Here is an 18,858-nt window from a genome sequence, read left to right as displayed (position 1 = left end):
CTTGGCAATCGATAGCTATGTTATCTGCTCGGGAGCCTCCTCCAAGGCAAAATCATGAGGTCGGAATCGGTAGAAAGACGCTGTAGTGGACTGTTCATTGTGGAAAAGCGTGAAAAACGGCGGTACAGGCAAAACGCTATGCCGTCCACTACATGGTTACTGTATAGATTGTTTGGGAGTTAGCCGCAGCCAAGATTTCGCCCTGTTTGTGATACGGAGAACCGTATCATACACAGGGCGAATTTAAACAAAAAATATCCTCCCGGTATCCAACGTAAAAGACATCTTAACAGATGTCTTTTTTGTTATCTACCACGAGGGAATATTACCATAAAAGTATGGCCTTTAACTTGTCGTTACTGGCGGCGTGGTGAACCGTACTATAAATAGGGCGGATGGAAGAATGGTCACAAGAATAAGTGGGAAACTAAACCACCCAATTAATGCATATATTTTAAAATAATAGAGGAAATTCAGCCCAAACATAGAATTATAATTAGTATCAAAAAACACTTTATATGGAGGTATTAGTAACATGCTACAAGCTAGGGGAATTCGAGCTCGAAGCTGGTATATGCTAGTAATGGTTATTTTATTATGTTCGAGCATGTTTCAACCGTTTTCTCAACATGTAAACGCTAACGCCGTAGATTCGAATACCGATTCGATCGAATGGACGAATGGAATATCTGATTGGCAACTGGATGAATCAGCAGGTATGCTATATGTCTTATCTTCTGCGAACGATAATCTGTATTTTATTGATACTGAAGAAATGAAAATAATGAAAACTTTGGCTGTAGGCTCTAAGCCCAATGCCATGAGCAGATATGGGGATGTGCTCTACATTGCACTCTCCGACAAGGAGGAAATCGCCAGGGTAGATTTGTCGACTCAGACCCAATTGGACTCCATTGCAACAACTGGGAAACCTTACTATGTGGCGGCTACTTCAACGCATCTTTTCTATTCAACGGATAATGCAACTTACAAATATCAATTCTCGGATCAAATCAACGCCTATATGCACGGACGTTCGAAGACCTCGCTATATGCCGATGAGTCAACAAACAGTGTGTACATAGGAAACCCATTTTGGTCGGGTAGCGACTTTACATTGCTAAATTATTTAACAAATGAAAAAATTAGTGAGTCGCGTAGTTTTGATGGAAATCATCTTTATTACCCTAATGAGAAGATATTTGCGGACGAGAACTATGTTTATTATGCTGGATCAAAAATCGATAAGAGCAATGTGAATAGAGTATATGGCACATATCCGGCTAGTGAAGGATCCACCTATTATTATGCCCAGATTTCAGATGTAAATGATCGGTTCGTTCTTACTCATGAGGCGATTTTCGAGAAAGACACACTTAAGAAAGTTGCCGATTTTCCATATCAAACTACTCGAGCATTAATCTCTGATGCAGGGGATACGCTCTACTTTTTCGACGAAAATAATTCTATCATTGAAAGATTTTATTTGGTTGATTCCACTCCTGATACTCTGACATTAATGGAATCAGGCTCTCAATTCCTTCAAGCCAATCATAGGATTACTAACATGGTGACCAACGAATCGACGCCCTATTTATTTATCATTTCAGAAGAGACAAATGATTTGGTCGTACTGGATAAAAACACGAACCAGGTCGTCAATACCTTAACGATTGGCTCAAAACCTTCTGATATTAAACTGTTGAATAATACAATTTACATCGCGCTTTCGGGAGAGAACAATATCGGGAAGATAACCGTAACCGAAGCGTTAAGTCCCAACGGGATACTTGCCCGAATTCCGACTCTTGATTATCCCTATCGGATCGCACCTGGCGGAGGGCGATTATTCTACACTGCTGATTCCCAGCATCAACCACTTCGCGTTTTGACTGAAGCTTCCGGATCGGAGCAAAAATATGGTTCCTTGAGTAATCCAAGCCTGTTCGTGGATCAGGTTAACCACACCTTGTACGCGGCGGACTCTCGTTCCACAAGTAGCCGAATTTATAGTTACTCTATAGCGAATAACGCACTGTCATTAAAAGCGTCTTCTCCGCCGACCTTCAAGCATGTAGCTCAACGATATGTACATGCGGATGGAGAATATGTTTATTATGGCACTGATCAGCTTAAAGCATCTGACTTTACGGTTGTGTACACCTATCCGGAACAAATTATTTATGCTAAAGATCAATTGGTTTTTGGAATGAATGCCGTTTATGACAGAGGGGCATCTAAAGAAAAGGTGAAACTGCCGTTCGTCGCGCTTCATGTCTATGTTTCCGAAGGCGGATCGGTTTATATTTCTAGCGAGAAGAGACTTTATTATTTTGAAAATATGGATGCATTAATTGCTTATGCCCAGAATGCTAATGCGCCAGGCGCGCCCTTGCTTCTGGACCTACATGAAGTAGCGGGTAAGATTCAGGGAAGTATCTATTTTTCCATAGCGGAAGATAGTGGGGGTATTGATTCCTATAATTTATATTTTGCAGATGCCAAAGGAAATAGACTGGGATTCATTGGAAATGCGGATAACCAGTATCGGGTTAGTGATCTGTTCTATGAATATATAATTTTCAATGAAGTCACGATTCCTTCAGGTGCCGTTAGGATTGGTGTTGCCCCGGTAATTAAAGGGTCTGGAATGGATTCAGGCAGCCTCGTACTGGGCCAGCTATGGGATTCTCCAACCTATATGGCTCAAGAGATAAGGCTGACTGATACAGATTCTAGAAATGATCATTTCACTGGAAAGATTACATGGAAAAAGGCTTCCAATGAACCGGTGAATGGGAAATATCGAATCTATTTTACAGATGGGGAAGAGTTACTGGGCGAGCCTATCCGGACGGTGCCTGGAGGATTAGCAAATTATGTTGAGACATTTGGAGATATGATTGTACCTTCTACAGCTATTGGAATTGCGATTATATTAGAAGATTTAGCGGGGAACGCGGGTCCGCTATTCAAACCAATCGCATTCAGCAAGCATATGTCTGCTCCCATTTCTCTCTCTGACGTTACGATTGTAAAAAATGAAACGGAAGCGGATCGGATTACGGTAACTGGTGTTTCGGCCGGAGATCAAATATGGGTTCGCAAGTACGGAAGCAATCTTTTCCTGTATGTAAACACGGCAGCGACTTCGCAAAATAGTTTATCGCTAGATATTTCGAACATTGGAAATCCATCTGACAAACTATTGTTGATTAGAAGAAGTTTCGGGAAGTACTTTAGCGAACCTTTGGTGGTAACAGTCCCTAACGTAAAAACCCCAGGAGGTGGCACTCCAGGAGGCGGTACTCCAGGAGGCGGTACCCCAGGAGGCGGCACCCCAGGAGGTGGCACCCCAGAAGGTGGTATCCCAGGAGAAGTCATTCCTAAGGAACTGCCCGACCTGCCATGGGTCACGAATACTTCAATTATGCCGAATGGAAAACAATCCGTTCAAATTCAACTAAAGGATAACGGTTTTGAAGAGCTTATTAAGAACGAGGATTTCAAGAACTCGAAAATTTTTGAGATCACTTCGCGTGATTCGGCGGAGCGGTATGAGGTAACTGTTCCAATTAAGTCTCTTTCCAGCATGAAATCTCTCGAAGTCTCCTCATCACTTCGGATTTCAACACCAAAAGGATCGTGGCAGCTTTCAATTTCGGCTTTATTAAAAGAGCTTAATCTAACGTCATCTGACCCGGTCGTCATTTCCATTGAGAATGCAGGCGAGGAATATGAAGAGATCTTGAAGAAACAATTGGCGGGTAGCGGGTTGCAGCCATTGGGCAGCTTATTGGATTTCTCAGTTACAGTTAATAAGAAGCCATTTAATCAGTATTCGGAGTACGCAGAACATGAACTGATCATCGAGACCAAACAGATACCACTAAATCAATTGGCTGGATTGACGTATGACCCTGTCACGAAGAAGTTCGTTCCTGTTCCCATTAAGGCGGAATGGAAAGACGGAATTCTCCACGTCTCTTTGTTTAAAAAAGGGAACTCGGTTTATACGGTAGTGAGAACCGGAAAAACGTCATTTAAGGACGTTGCGGCGAATAGCATGTACAAGGAAAGCATCGAGGCTTTAACAAACCGCTTGGTTATGGAAGGGTTTGTTGATGGGACGTTCAAGCCAGAAAAGTCGATTACTCGCGCAGAATTTGCTGCCATACTTAACAGGTCGCTAGGTATTCTTCCTGGCAGCGATAAATCTGCAAGCCAATTTAAGGACGTTAAGAAGGGTGCTTGGTATGAGAAAGATGTCAATGCTTCCGTATCTGCGGGATTAATTACGGGATATTCGCCTACTATCTTTAAGCCCGACCAAACGATAACACATCAAGAGATGATTGTGATGCTAGTAAGGGCATATGAGTATGTGCGTACCGATTCTTTAAAAGCGGCAAGTATTGCAGCACCCGCAGCTTTAAAACTGCCTGAGTGGTTTATCCCGACCTATGAGAAAGCTGTTCAGGAAGGCATACTATTGGGTACAGATGCCTTTAAGTTTCAGCCAACCCAAATGGCTACCCGACAAGAAAGCGCGTATTTGATGCACCGACTGCTCAAGGTTTTAGAGTTCATCTAGGTGCTGAATCATCTAAGGGCCACTACTAAATGAGTGGCCCTTTCTAATTTCGCTACTTATGTAAACAGAGTCAGGGTTGTTTTCCCGTATATCGTTCGGCATATATCCATATAGGCTTCAACCAAGCATTCACGGTCCAGAAAGGACAGGGTCTGGTTTTTTGTATTAAGGTCAACTAAGTGAACTTGATGATTTTGTTGGACAGATCACAGAGAAGGACACAGGAGAAGTAGAAGCAGCTACAATCTCAAACGGAGCTCAGCTTGCATTAGACAGCTGAGCCCTATCTGAAATAGAACGCTTTTGGGTTATACCTTTATTTTGAAAGCTCAATTGAGCCGATCCGTTCTTTCAATTCGGACTGTAATTGCAGATGGAGTTTCTTTACGATTGAAAAATCCGTGGCCGCAACATAGTAGTTCTTAATTTGAGAATCGATGGCTTCAGCTTCTGCCAGATGGGAAGTGGCCTCTTTCATTTTTGCCGAATAGCGTGCTTTGATATCGGCTATTTCAGCAGCATGGGCTTCATCTGTTCCAGGAGCTATAGCCCGTGCATACATATCTAGGGTCTCATCCCCGTCCCGATCCGGAAAGTATTCATGCGGGGCGGTACTGTCGAAGATAGCTGTTCCAAGCTTCGGAAATATCAGCATATCAAGACTGTTGGGATCAAAGCCGCAATGAAACACTTGAACTTCGATTCCTTTTGTTTCGGCAGCGGAGGCAAGCTTTTTCAGCAGAGTCGATTTGCCAGATCCCGCCCTTCCTTTGATGAAAATCCGTCTTTCCAGCTGAGCGGTCAAGCTTTGAATAAAATCGAATGCCCCCCTCGGAGTCGCAGCCCCGAAAAACAAGTGACGCGAAGCGGTCGGCGTATCGCTTTCATGACCAGCGTATAATTCTTGAATCAAATCCAGTGCAATCTGATCGGCCTTCGAGAAATCCATGTTATCGATATAAAATTTTTCCCACTCGTCATGAATCCGCAATGCTGTTGCGAACGTTTCATACGCTTTTGAATAGGCTCTCTCAAGCGTACCCCTAAGATCTTCTATCGTTTTGATGTGTCCCGGTAAAATAATGCTGTCATTAAACGCTTCCTCGAAATGGATAAATACGGTTTCGCCAGCCCCGCTATCCGAAATCCCCTTACAGACTCGCCCGTCGACAATTCCAACCTTCAATTCTGTTAAAATGATGCCATTCAGTTCGTCGGGACGGAGAGGGGAGTGGAAGCATTGCACATGCAAGCCTTTATCCAGCAGGCTATCTGCTAAGCTTTGAATGACCGTCGATTTCCCCGTACCTTGGGGGCCTGTAAGAATGAATATTTTGTTCAGACCATCAAATGCGGATTTATACAGGAAATGAGCTCCGTGCGCAGTATTGCCTTGGGCAAAATAGTGAGATGATTTTACTGCCAACCTGAAACACTCCTTTGTGCCTATTCCGATACGCAAATTACAGAATAAGCATGATTGGGATAAGTGCCTATTCATTTGTATATTCCGCATTGTAAAAAGTGGTGTTCGTCCTTTCCCATGTTTTTTGCTATTTGTTGACGGAGCTACAGAAGGTCAAGTTTCATACGGCATAGAAACTACGGTTGTTTGTCTGGTATGCTCCTCGGTAGCATGGGGAGCTAGTCGATGAGGGAAAGAGCTTCGGGTGAGTTTCGGTTAAAGTATCCACAACAGCACCCCAATTTGCTTAAATTGTTGAGGTACCTGGTACAAAGTGAAAAGCCCGATTTCTCCATTTACTGCCGAGAAATCGGGCTCTTTTCGTTATCTCATAGTGTGGAAAGTGGTTTGCCATTTGCTTACTACGGTCTTGCTTATAATGACACCTTCAACAAATATTCAGCTAATTGATCGAAGGTGCCAGAGAATCCTTCTTTGACCATGTCTTTTGATTCACTAAAGGTTTTGTCCTCTTCCTCAGTCGGGGATACTGGCATCAAAACTACTGTTAGGTTCGTTTTTGCTTCGTCCTCAATGAACGTCATAGTAGTCAGGGTTCCCATAGGCCAATTTTCGTCAAATGGTGCACGTACGTTGTTACCTTCCTCATCAGAAAAGAAACTTGTGTAAACGATTTTCTCAGGTGATACGATTTCAGTGTATTCAAATTTAACCCACATTTTGTCGCCGTCATCAGGTTGCTGGCTATAATGAAAGACCCCACCCGGACGGAAATCTGATTTAGAAACCTCAAATGCCCAACCTTTTGGCCCCCACCAGTTCTGCAGGTGTTCTGATTTGGTGAATGCCTCAAAAACGAGTTCACGTGGAGCATTGAAAGTATGAGTAATTTTGACTTGAGTTGACATTGCAATCCCTCCAATTAACTTATTTTATCATTCTTTTCATGTTCTCTTTGCAGATCCTGCACAAGCAGTGGCTTTCCTATTGGTCATAATACAATTTGATTTTCATTATTTCCAAATTCACTGTCTTATAAAAAGCAGAGTTAAAAGAGAAGTCCACTAGCCATGCACTCTATTGCGCTCCATCCATGCCAGGGCCCAGTCGACCAACGGTCGTTGTTCCAAGAAGCGGACATCGGCATTTCCGACTTTATGAATTTTCACGTCTTTTTCGTTATCATATTCTTGTCCCAATGGAATAAAATCTTCGTCGTCCACGGCCTGAGTCCTGTAAGTAACCCATTCTCGCTTGCCATTAATCATCATGGCGCTGCTTTCCTCGGAGAACTTCTTGCCAGGGAAATTTGCCCTTGTTTCCGCCAAGTGCAGCGACGTGTTTTTGTCGTAGCCGACACCAACCAAAAGCACATGACCGTTTAACTGGTACAGCTTATCGAGCGGCGAGCCAGCACCAAAAATATTGCGTAGATCATGATTTTCCGTTAGGTATGACGCATGCTTGCCCACTGCCGCTATGGAACGAGCAGGGTGATCGGACCTTTTGGCCCCCGGCCACTTGCGAAACATCTCGGCTACCACACCCATACCGATTGCAGGGGTAACCTCTTTATCATAAGCGGGCCAGTGTTCTCTGATGGCAGGCCACCACTCTACGGGTTCCTCCCAGTGCACGCCTGCGGAAGGATCGAGATTCTTCCACGTTTGGGATGGCATGACCAGAGTTCCTGTTGCTCCGACGATTTCAAGAAGGGATCGAATGAACGTCTCGGCTCCGCCTACAACAAAACCAAGCTTGCTTAACGAAATATGCACCATGACGGTTTGTCCCTCCGTGAGTCCGCATTCTTTGAACTGGTCGATGAGGTCTTCTTGGGTGAGGATGGCTCTTGTTTCTTTCGTAATCATCATCGGAATCTCCACCTTGTCATTTTATTAAAAAACAAAAAAACAACCCTGCTACAAGTAGCGGGGTTGTCTCTAGCAAGGCTAGCGAAGCAGTGCCCTGAAATTTCATTACTCACTATATTATACCAACCCTTTTTCTGTGCGGCAATAGCTTTTACCTTGTTGTAGGAAGGCTGAGAGGTCTTGTTGCGGTGATATTCGGTATATGTTCAGATAACACTTAAGCAGCTACAAACATGTTTATTTAAGACACGATCAACGAATGTTCCTATCCTTGCCCTTACAGCAAAAGACACCCGGATAGTGCCTTATGGACAAAGCAATCATCAGGGAAAATTAAGAGATGATTAACACATATTTAATTTTTGTTCTCTAAAATGGTATCGTAAGTATCTATACGTATGTAAACTGTGCTCAAAGCAGCAACGGTTCAAAAATGAACGGGACGTACATCTGCAGATTTGCAGAAAAGAAAGGATGTAATTATGTATCAAGGAAAGTTGCGAAAAATCACCCTAATACTATTAGCATTATATACCGTTTTGACCTTATATTTTTTATATGTAGGTTTCGACAGAGCTTCATTTCTTCAAGATTCTAGCATGCGATATAGTCTAATCCCTGAAGGGATTCCTTTACACTTTCCAATGGGACGAAGCTTTCAAATTTGGTTTTTTGAGCTGGGCAACTTTGTAGCATTTATACCTTTTGGAATGGTCATCCCTCTTCTGTTTCGGTGTAATTTTATTCGATTTATCACTTTATTTATTCTGTTTATTACGATTGTTGAGATCTTACAAATGCTTTCTCGGTTAGGATCCTTTGATATTGACGATATCATCATTAATACATTAGGGGCGGCGGTTGGATATTGGGCACAGCGGCTAGTGCGCCGTGATCGAGATAACTTTAAAGGAATCAGTCGAATCATCTTAACAGCCATTGTACTTGCGATTGGAGTCATTGCTATTGTTGGCGGCATCAATCATTATTTACAAAAGGGAGGCGGCGAAGTCGTAGCCCTGAATGAGCTTACATTAAAAGAAGAGTCTGTACTGTGGGATGAAACCCTACTGAGTTTTACTTCTGTCGGAAAAAAGGTTGAGCCTCAGATCAATCTATACAGTAGAAAAAATACAAGAACTAACGAGTTTACGTATCTTTTAAATGGCAAATATACAAGGATGGCAGGCAATTTCGCAATACCGGATGATGTAATCAACGCTGCAAGCAATGGGAGAAGTGAAATCATTTTTATTGCAGATGGCACAGAAATTTATTCATTGGGTCTATTAGCTGAAATTGGGTTGAATCAGGATACCTTTCAAATCCCTTTAAACGGAGTAAATGAACTTACCATTCAATTAATGAATGATGACCCCAATCTGGCTACAAATGCCGTGATGTGGGACGTTACACTTACTGAGGTAAACACGGGACAAATGATGATAAATCGTATGAAAGAAAAATTAAGATCGTTATTCTAAGAGTAAAAAGGGACGAACTTCGCTTAGGATACCTCACGAAGGAAGGGTTTGTATTGAGCGGAGAAAAATACGAGCAACGCATCGGGCCCATACCGGCAACACCTTACAAGGAAGGCCTGACGAGACGCTGCGCCTTTTGATGTTAAGGGAATAGCTTCGAGTATCCGGCAAGATGAATTTGGCTTTTGGATATCTTGGCGGGCTTGAGGGTGAAGCCCAGCTTCACCCTCAAATGTTATAAATGATGACTCACTCGGATATGCTCATAGGCAAGCTTTTTTTCTTAAGAGAATCTACCATGTACACCCATCCGATCAGTCCACATAAAACAAAACCAAACGCATGGAGTGTTCCGTAAATCGGAATGAAGTCAAGTATGGTTAAGGAAAACATGTTTTTCAGTAACGGATAGAAAATGGAAAGGACGATAACCGAGTAAAAGGCTATGCAAGAAAGGACTAAAAAGAAGGTTGCCTTATGGTGAAAAGAGTTTCTCCTCAAGAAAGCAAGGAGGTAAGTGGTGTAAATGACAATATTACAGGCGAACAAAGTGACACCAATGTACTCAATCGGCTTGGAGAAAATCATACCGATAGCGATCAGAATGGGTCCGACGATATCGATGGCTACGACCCAGGGATACCAGCTTTTCTTCGTCATAATCCGCCCCAGTACACCAATGAAAATCGGAACGATAGCAGATGAAAAATGAAAGTGGACTGAACTTAGCGCATGCGTTGCGGGATTAGCTTGGAAGAGGTTAACTTGATACTGATATAAGGTGAACCAAATGCCTCCTATAAAAAAATAAACGAGCCCCGCGCCAATCGCTATTTCCGCTATTTTTCCCTTATGAATCACAATAGTGGTCAAGCCATAGATGCAAAGCAGCAATGTGAGCAGCAGCCACCCAAGGGAGAGCGTCCCTGGTATTGTCGTGCTTTCTAGCCCCCACCTCTTACTGCTCATTACGGAGGCTAAGGTAAGCAGCGCTGCGGGAAATTGAAGCAGCTTAATAGCAGCGTAGATATTCCTTTGATAGGTATTCTTTTCGTCATGACTCAAAAGTAAAATGACAAGAGGTACAATGACGAAAGCCGCAAACAGCAGAAATTTTTCAACTAGCTCGAATTGGAAGTAATCAAGATAAAATATAAGGATGGTTATGATACCACCGGGAATCGTCGGTCCGATCAATGATTTCATCATTTGCCTCAAGAAACTATTCATGGTGATTCCTTTCTAACTATGCTTGGCGTAATACCTGCCTGCATCCATTTGTGAAGCTCACTTATTGTAAATAGGTGATTCTCTTTTTAGTAGTTTAACACATTTTTTTGCCAAAAAACCCGTTACGGTGAACCATATCATAAGTGCGGCAAGTTTCTTCCCGTGCAAGAAACATGTAATAAAACATTCCTAATAAAAATACCTACATCTTCCGAAAAAGTAATTATTAAATGACAGCGGAGGATATGAATGGAACAGGATAGTTTGCAAGAACGAAGCATGATACGACTCTTAACAAGAAAGAATATTATTTTGCTAGCGGGTTGTTTGTTAGCGACTCTGATCTCTTTTTTATTTGCATTAAGGTATGGCGGCGCATTTACTATTTCTTTCTCCGATTTGTTCAATAACGAACTGTATCAACAAATCATTATGGAAGTACGTTTGCCACTAGTTCTTAATACGCTGCTATATGGCGCCTCTATGGGGGTGGCGGGTGTTTTGCTGCAGCGCGCGACTCGTTTTAAGGTAATATGTCCTTCTACAATAGGATTAGTACCTGCTGGAGTCCTGGCTGTTGCAATTGCTTTCTATCACATTGAATTGCAAAATGAATGGTTGTTCTCGTTAATTGGCGTGTTGGGGTCAGCATTTGGTCTGTTAATGGCGTATCTTTTTTCACTGGTAATTCCAATTCAAGTAACTGGAATGCGACGTTTGGTTGGAGGCTTGGTAGCTGCAGGCGTGATTGGCGTTGTTCTGTTCATTTTATTAAGGCTATGGGGGTATAACTTTATGCTCATGGGTTATTTGCCAACCGGTTTATTTGCCACGGGCTCAGTATTGATTCCAATTAGCCTGATCTGCTTTTTCATCTCATTTTTCTTATCCGGTCGCATGAACGGAAGTTCAAGTCATGACCCGACGTGGCTCATCGTCATCTGTATCGTGTTGGCAGTTGTTCTCACGGGAACGGCTATTACGACACTAGGGATCTGGGCCATGGTTGGATTAATCGCTTCGAGTGTTGCCCGGTGGCTTGCGAAAACGGAGGATTACCGCATAATACTGCCAGCAGTGGCCATGATTGGCGCCGTTATTGTGTCCGTATTAAATGCGGTTTCATATATTATTGATCCTCTCATGGGGATCCAACTTCACTTTGTTACAGGTTTAATTGGGTTGCCTGTGCTTGTTGTACTCATCTGGAAGGAAGCCGTTCGTTATACTAAAGAGTCACAAGCAGATGAATCCATTTCGCACTCCATTACGGAAACTACCACTCCATAAATGTTAGTTTAGTAGCTGCTAGGAGTCGGTTATCGTAACGAATTAGTCTTTGAAAGATTTATGGATCAATGGGCTGGAGCAAAAGAGTTAGGCATTCCAACTGAGCTATTTGTAAAATGGAGATTTTGATTAGGTCCAATGCAAAGAGAAGCAGATTATGCTGAAAAGAGACGATAAGAAACAATTGAAAAATATGAAAATGAACTTCAATCAATAGATACTAATCGAGACTTTACTTTCAGGGATGAGTACTCATTAAGGGGATTTCGAGAGGTAATTGAACGTATGTTGGAATTCAGTGTTTAAATGATTTTAAATACAAAAAGAACCTGATCGGCTCAGTCGCCAATCAGGTTCTTTTGTTTGCACTTATTTCACTTGGTCTTCAATCTTTCTTACAAACACTTCAACTGTCTTGCCGTCTACTTCTTTTCTGAACGATTCGTGGGATACGGATGCATCCTCGATTTGTCCGAATGCCCAATAAGAAGTTGGAACATCTGGCCATGTTTGGCCTGCGCCCGTTAACGGACCGCGATAGAGCATACGGTTAATCAGCGTTACGGCTTCGGAACGTACAATGCCGCTTTCAGGCTTGAACGAGCCGTTGGAGTAGCCGGTAATCATACCGTTGCGATATAGCGATTCGATCGCTGGAGCCGCCCAGTGTCCGGCCTTGACGTCCGAGAAGTGAAGCTCAATCGGCTTGCCTGTTTCGAGCTTCAGATAGCGGGTCATGACCGTTGCGAGCTCAGCTCGGCTAACGGGATCGTTCGGACGGAACTTACCATCCGCACTGCCCTCGAAAATCTTGTATTTCGTAACTGTGTTAATATAGCCTGCAGCCCAGAAGTTTGCAGGTACGTCGGTATACGACTTCGCTTCGCTGTCGTATTCGCCAATCATTCTCGCTATAATAGCTGCCAACTCTGCACGAAGCAGCAGCTTCTCGGACTTGAAGGTGCCGTCCGGATAGCCCAAAATGTAGCGTTCACGAACCAGGTTGCCTGCACGGTCGGAGTAGACGAGCAGCTTAATGGTGGAGGATAACTCCGTCCCACCCGTTACCGTTTCGTCACTGTTTACGAATTCGACTTTAAGGGTCACTTGGCGTTCCTGCTCTTGATCACCGAGCGTAGGCCATTGAAGCACGATTTGGAAGTTTCCGGATGTATCTGCTTTTACATCTTTCACATTCCATACAATTGCACCTGCAAGCACGGTGCCGCCATCAGCGCTGATGACCTTCACGCCTTCTGGCAGTGTTACCCGGATTTGCCCTTCTTTCAGGTCTGCACCGGACATGTTCTTATACAACACTGTAATCTTGCTCTCGGAGGACTCTTGATGAATAGATCGGTCCGTCTGCAAGTTGACGGTCAATTCACCGTTCCCGGATTCCGGTGTCTCTGGTTTCTCTGGTTTCTCCGGTATCTCAGGAGTGGAAGGTTCGACTCCAACACTGCCTGGTCTAGGCGTCATTACGAAATCGAATTGCACGATAGAGCGCTCAACTTTAATCGCCATCTTGCCATTCTCGATGTAAGTAGAGCTTTCCGGGTGCGGCGCTTTATCGTAACGGCTGTCATACGGATAGTAGCCGCTCGCTTCAGCCGTAATATAATAGTCGCTGTCTGCGTAGACCATCCACGCATAGAACCCTTCCGTCACGATCTGTATCGGGCTGGCATTATTTTGTGGCGGGAAGCCTGGCAATGCAGGCAGTGTTACCGGACCTGGCGTAATGCCGTTGGCAGCATTGCGTGCTGTATCGGCGAACCATAGCCTAACTGTGACGCTGCGGTCATCAATCAGTTTGCCGGTAGCCGAATTCGTAATGCTTCCAAAAGGATCAATCAGCTCTTCACTAATGTTCATTTCACCGGATGCCTGTACCTTGGCTGTAGGCAGTTCCCCGTTACTCTTGCTGTTGATAATCAAGTACGGTCGATTGATGACATTGCCCGAACCGTCCTTAACATCGTAGTAATAGCGAATTTCTAGCTGATACGTATCATTTTCTTGCGGTAGGCCATCTGCAATAAATAGCCCGTTCTCGTCAATCTGGAAGCCATCCGCTTCCGTTGGATTGGCCAGCAGCGCGCCTTTTGGATCGCTGGCGTTCACGTATTCGTTGTCTTTCTTCAGGTAGACGACAAATGTTGGCTGGCTCAGTCCATTGCCAATCGCTGCAAAGTCGATCAGATGCAGCGCACCTTCGGAATCTTTGCTGCCAATGACGCCTGCAACAGTTTTATTGGCTGTAACCTCGTCCGTTCCATCGCCTCTTAGCGGTTTGTCAATCAGGGCACGCTGCTTGTAAGTAATCTTTTTACCATCACTTACGGGTTTGCTGTACTCAATGGTATAGTCTTGTTTGCTCGGAATGAGGAATTCGTACTCCCCGTTCTCGTCCGTTTCAATCGTAGCCACAATGGAACCGTTCTGGCCCCTTACAATAATGGATTTGCCTGCAACGGGGTGTGTCACGCCTGAGTTGTCTGTCTCTGTAATTTTCCCCTTTAATTTAGGCGGATCAAATGTGATCTTGATCGTCGTCGTTCCGCTGACTTCGCGTGGAACGTCAAAGACGGAAGCTGTTACGACGATTTCCTGGTTTTCAGTCTTTCCGGTAAGGTCAGGGGACTCGTAATAAATAATGGCTTTGCCGTCCGGGCCGGTCGTAACCTCTGTAACCGGATTGCCGTCCTCGTCCACGAATCGGCCGCCCGCATTCGGCGTGCCTGAAGCATCGTCACGATCGAAGCTCACTTTGGCGCCTGGGACTGGATTGCCGTTATCGTCGGTTACGGTTACGGTCACTTTCGTAGGGGTCTCTCCATCGCCAACATTGCGGGTAGGACCGGCAACAATGCTGATGTTTCCGCCCATCGGAATGGAAGAGTCCATCGTAAATGAACTATTTGTCGTTGCACTTGTGTTCAGTTTGCCCTCAGCAGTTGCGGTTACGGTATATTCGCCGTTCGCGCTGATCGCTGTATCCGGCGTCCATACCCAGTTGCCGGAATCCGGATCGCTGACAACTGTACCGCTTAGTGGTACATTGTTAGGATCTTTTACTACAACAGTTAGGGTTGAGCCTGGCTCGCTCGTACCCGTTACTTCTGTTACGGGCTTGCTGCCTTCCCATTCGTTAAGCGGCGTTTCGATTGTGACAAAAACGTTGCTTAGAGGGAAGCCGCCCGATTCGCCTGTTTGTGAACCTAGAGGATTAAGTACGCGCAAAGGGTCCCCCGAATCCACAATATCACCGCCGCTTGGCTGGTACACCAGCTCTGCGGTTGCACCGCGCGGAATTTCTTTGTCGTCCGTCAGCTCCAGCGTTAACGTATCGGAACCTGAACCGGATACAACAACAGCTGGTATAACGGTGTCACCAATTAGGACGCCGAAGCCTGGCTGGCCGATGACATCTACGTTAGCAGGGAATTTGATAATAACCTGGTTAGGGTTGCTGCCAACTGCCGCTGCCGTTGGTTCGAATGTCATTTGGTTAGCAACCGGGAAGTCGACTAGATAACCCAGACTGCGGCCGTTTGGTCCAGACTCACGGACATCAATCAGCGCATCATCTTCATCTTCTTGTCCCGTTGCATAATGCAGGGTAATATTCGTCGGCGCGTTCTCGCTAGGCAGCGTTGGGATTCCATCCGTCGGAAGGCCCTCGCCGAGCGTGAATACAATCGTCTTGCCGCTGGAGTCCGTGCTGTCGAGAACAGAGCTCGTCGCTGTAACGGTTTCGAATTGACCGTCCACTTCCAGCGTGAAGGTAAATGCATTTACACTGTTTAAGACACTTGCTGCATCCAGTGGCTGAGCGAATACAACACGAACTTTATCCCGCGTTGTATCATTAATGACTACTGCCTGAATCGGCTTCATCTGGTTAGTGACCGGATCGTTGACGAATGATCCAAGCTCGTCGCTGGAGTCTTTGATGCGGTCAGCCTCATCTAATTTCTCTGCCTGGTAAGACAAGGAAATGACTGCGTTGAGTGGAATTTGGCCGTTCCAATTCGCAGGAAGCGTGCCGTCTGCAAGCACCAACTGAATTTTGTCAGCGGATTGTCCTGCCACAAGAGCGGCGTTGCTGCTGTTCAGATCAAGCTTTACAGGCGGATTAATGCCATCGTTGATCGTAAGTGCAAATGCTTCCAGAGCGTTGGCCGAAGCTGTAACATCAGACGGGAATTTCACTTCAACCGTATTGCGCTCTATGTTGTTCAGAACCTCAATGCTTTCAGGAGCAAAGCGGTTGTTTACCGGAATGTCAGGTGTTCCTGGAGCCGGGAAGCTGTCCAGCGGAGCGCCGCCTTCGCCTGCACCCTGTATGGAACCCTTGTCTTTGTCGTAGTAAAGCAATGGCGGTGTATTGGGCGGAATGACAAAGTCAGTTGGCAGATCCGGCGGATAGGCCGGACTATCTGGATCTATCTCCAGAACAAGGACGAATGGATCGTCAATGCCATATTTGTCTTTACCGTGGCCGATGACTTTCAGAGGGATATCCTTTTCACCTTGAGGTGTAGGAAGCTTGATCGAAAAACCGTCCCGGTCATCGTCGTTGAAATCGGTAGGGCTGTCCATGTTGACGATAACGGTGTGGCGGTCTGGACCAACCTCTGCCGTCTTAATCACTGGAGCGATTGGATTGGCGAATAAAACCGCAGCTGTGTCGGAATTGCCTCCGCCGTATCGCTTATCCTCATACTCCCCGCCAATACTCGCTTTTACGTTTGTAATATGCGGGTATTTGCCAAGGTTCCACAGATTGACTCTTGCAATGCCATTAGCATCCGTAAGTACGGTAATCTCGCGGAAAGTGACAGCTGTCCCATCACGGTCGAATGTGCGGGTTTTGACAGTTTCGCCTTCCGCAGTCAAATAGACATCTGCATCATCAACCTGCTTGGCCGCAACCTCCGTCCGTCCGCTGCCGATACCGACAGTGCTGTAGGAATCCACATAGTACATCGAGAAGGTAACGGGATAACCGGCAATTTTCTCTCCATCAGCCGTCTTTACTTCTGCTTGTACTTCTGTGTTGGCTTCAGTTGCAGCTAGCCCTGTAGCCGATGTAGGGCCTGTCACAGGAGTGTTGCCTTTTGGCCGATTGCCAAACGCTGCATCCTTTTGGAAATCATAGTTTTTACTGTCCACCACTAAAGGCGTTTTGCCTAAAATGGAGATGGTTGTCGGAGCCTGTTCAACCGATTGAGCACCCGTGCCAGGAACGATCAAGCCGCTGTAATTGTTGAAATACCAGGAATTGATGTCATGGAATTGGTTGGCTCCGCCGGTTGCGGCTGTAAAGCCGACAAAGACGTCATCCTGCAGCAGATTGCTGCCAAGATCCTTTTTATCCGCCATAATCGGCTTAATTTCGAACTCTGTTCCGTCGGATTGCAATGGCGCGACAAGTCTGCCTTGTGCGTTCAAGCTCGGAAATGCGCCAAGCTCCACTGTATCCACTTGGGCATTCAGATCGGTGCCGGTTGTTTGAATCGTTCCATCTGCATTGATGACTGGAGCGTAGAATGTACCAGAATTGTTTTCACGAATCAGATAGACTTCATACTTTTTGGTAACACCATTGTAATCGATCCAGGAGTGAAATTGCTTATAGGGATCGGCTTGCGCTTCAGTACCGGTTTGTGCCAGCGACATGCGCTTCAAATCCAAATTTGCGATGTCCTTGCCATGGTTATGCACCGTATGGCCAACATCGCCATTCAGGTCGAGTGCAACATGGGACGCCCGCGTGTTCGCGCTGGAGCCGATAGGCGTCGGATCGTTACGTACCGGGTTAACCGGGTCCAGGCCATCAGATCCGACATTGCGGTAGGTATCGTATTCAATGCCGATACTTTTTCCGACGCCGGAGTAGCCAAGGCCCCCGCCAATCGCACCAGCTTCGTTGGAAGCGGTCTGAATAACAAAAACAATGCCATCGGCCTGTGAGCCTCCATGCATCTTGAAGCTGAAATACGAGCTGAACGAGCGATTGTCCGTAAGCGTTATACGCTCTTTGTTGAACACGCTCCCGAAGGCATTACCTGACTGTATAGCCAGACGAACCTTATCTTGCTGAAATCCAAGCTCGTTTATTATTTGGTTATTGTTGTAAGAACTTCCTGCTGATTTTCCATAATTGTATTGCAGCCATGCTGTAGTCTGCCCGCCGAGCTGTCCCAGACTGCTTCCGGTCGGTGGGGATGAGCTAGTACGGGTTATGGTGTCTCCGATCATCGGATTGGACACGGTAAAGTCTGCATTTTTCATCGAGACATAAGTCTTGGATGAATCTGCAACAGGAGTTGGCGGGGCTGCGCTTGCCATAGGAGCCGCAGTCACCGTCAGACCGGACAACACGAGGGTGAGAGCTAACCCAAGATTGAATAGGCGCCTCCACCCCTTGTTACCAGGTGAGCCATGTTGTTTCAATTTTTTTCTCTCCTTTTTTGATAGATTTGTGCATTCAAAATTTGACACAAAACGCCATTTTTAATTATACAAACACGATATAGACAAAAACTAAACAAGAAGACGGATTGACGTCCAAAAACAGAGTAATGAGACCTAAAATACACTCTGCATAACTATTAAAATCTTTTTTAAAATTAAGCATTTAGTCTCATTACGGAACGTTGTGGAGTTGCAGGAGAACAATAAAACCATGAGGGGCCTATCTGGGAGTAGGTATTACGAGGGGGAAGTTGGTGAAAGCATCATGCTGATCCTCCGGAATAAATTCCAGAATAGCTGCTATTAATTAAAGCAACCCAAATGAAAAATTATTGATGTAAGGAAATGGAACTTTTTGCGCAAAAAAAGCGTCGATATAAAAGTAGGGGGGAGCTTATGAAAACAAAACATTTGATCGTCATAGTCATTTTCATAATTAGCATAGGATGTTCTTCTGGAGTTGGCGGAACACAA

The 18,858-nt window shown here is 45.1% G+C and carries 8 protein-coding genes; 3 read left to right on the top strand and 5 right to left on the bottom strand.

Features of this window, described 5'->3' with window-relative positions; translation table 11 throughout:
• Positions 1-535 precede the first annotated feature (535 nt).
• Positions 536-4,594, top strand: coding sequence for an S-layer homology domain-containing protein (locus DX130_RS26240; protein WP_133297955.1), 4,059 nt, complete (start codon positions 536-538; stop codon positions 4,592-4,594).
• Between the two features lie 316 nt (positions 4,595-4,910).
• On the opposite strand, the gene DX130_RS19855 is transcribed toward DX130_RS26240, so the two are convergent.
• From DX130_RS19855 to DX130_RS19845, 3 genes are all read right to left on the bottom strand, one after another.
• Positions 4,911-6,020 (bottom strand): PRK06851 family protein, encoded by a 1,110-nt coding sequence (locus tag DX130_RS19855; protein WP_116048319.1) that lies wholly within the window; start codon positions 6,018-6,020, stop codon positions 4,911-4,913.
• Between the two features lie 413 nt (positions 6,021-6,433).
• Entirely contained in the window at positions 6,434-6,928 is a 495-nt protein-coding gene (locus tag DX130_RS19850) for an SRPBCC family protein (RefSeq protein WP_116048317.1), read from the bottom strand.
• A 156-nt stretch (positions 6,929-7,084) separates the two neighbouring features.
• On the bottom strand, positions 7,085-7,894 hold the full coding sequence (locus tag DX130_RS19845) for an AAC(3) family N-acetyltransferase (protein WP_116048315.1): 810 nt from the start codon (positions 7,892-7,894) through the stop codon (positions 7,085-7,087).
• Between the two features lie 482 nt (positions 7,895-8,376).
• On the opposite strand from DX130_RS19845, the gene DX130_RS19840 reads away from it, so the two are divergent.
• Positions 8,377-9,378: a VanZ family protein gene (locus tag DX130_RS19840; protein ID WP_116048314.1), complete on the top strand. Its 1,002-nt coding sequence runs from the start codon at positions 8,377-8,379 to the stop codon at positions 9,376-9,378.
• Between the two features lie 249 nt (positions 9,379-9,627).
• Here the strand turns inward: DX130_RS19840 and DX130_RS19830 are convergent, their stop codons facing one another.
• A complete protein-coding gene (locus DX130_RS19830; RefSeq protein WP_116048312.1) occupies positions 9,628-10,608 on the bottom strand; it encodes a YndJ family transporter in 981 nt (326 codons plus the stop codon).
• Positions 10,609-10,857: 249 nt separating this feature from the next.
• Here DX130_RS19830 and DX130_RS19825 point away from each other — a divergent pair, with 249 nt between their 5' ends.
• On the top strand, positions 10,858-11,898 hold the full coding sequence (locus tag DX130_RS19825) for an iron chelate uptake ABC transporter family permease subunit (protein ID WP_116048311.1): 1,041 nt from the start codon (positions 10,858-10,860) through the stop codon (positions 11,896-11,898).
• Between the two features lie 369 nt (positions 11,899-12,267).
• Here the strand turns inward: DX130_RS19825 and DX130_RS19820 are convergent, their stop codons facing one another.
• Positions 12,268-18,363, bottom strand: coding sequence for an S-layer homology domain-containing protein (locus tag DX130_RS19820; protein WP_133297954.1), 6,096 nt, complete (start codon positions 18,361-18,363; stop codon positions 12,268-12,270).
• Between the last annotated feature and the right edge of the window lie 495 nt (positions 18,364-18,858).

It is taken from the genome of Paenibacillus paeoniae (genome assembly GCF_003388735.1).
GTDB lineage: Bacteria > Bacillota > Bacilli > Paenibacillales > Paenibacillaceae > Pristimantibacillus > Pristimantibacillus paeoniae.
Note: the sequence above shows the minus strand (reverse complement) of the source record. Positions and strands in the feature narration are given on the sequence as shown.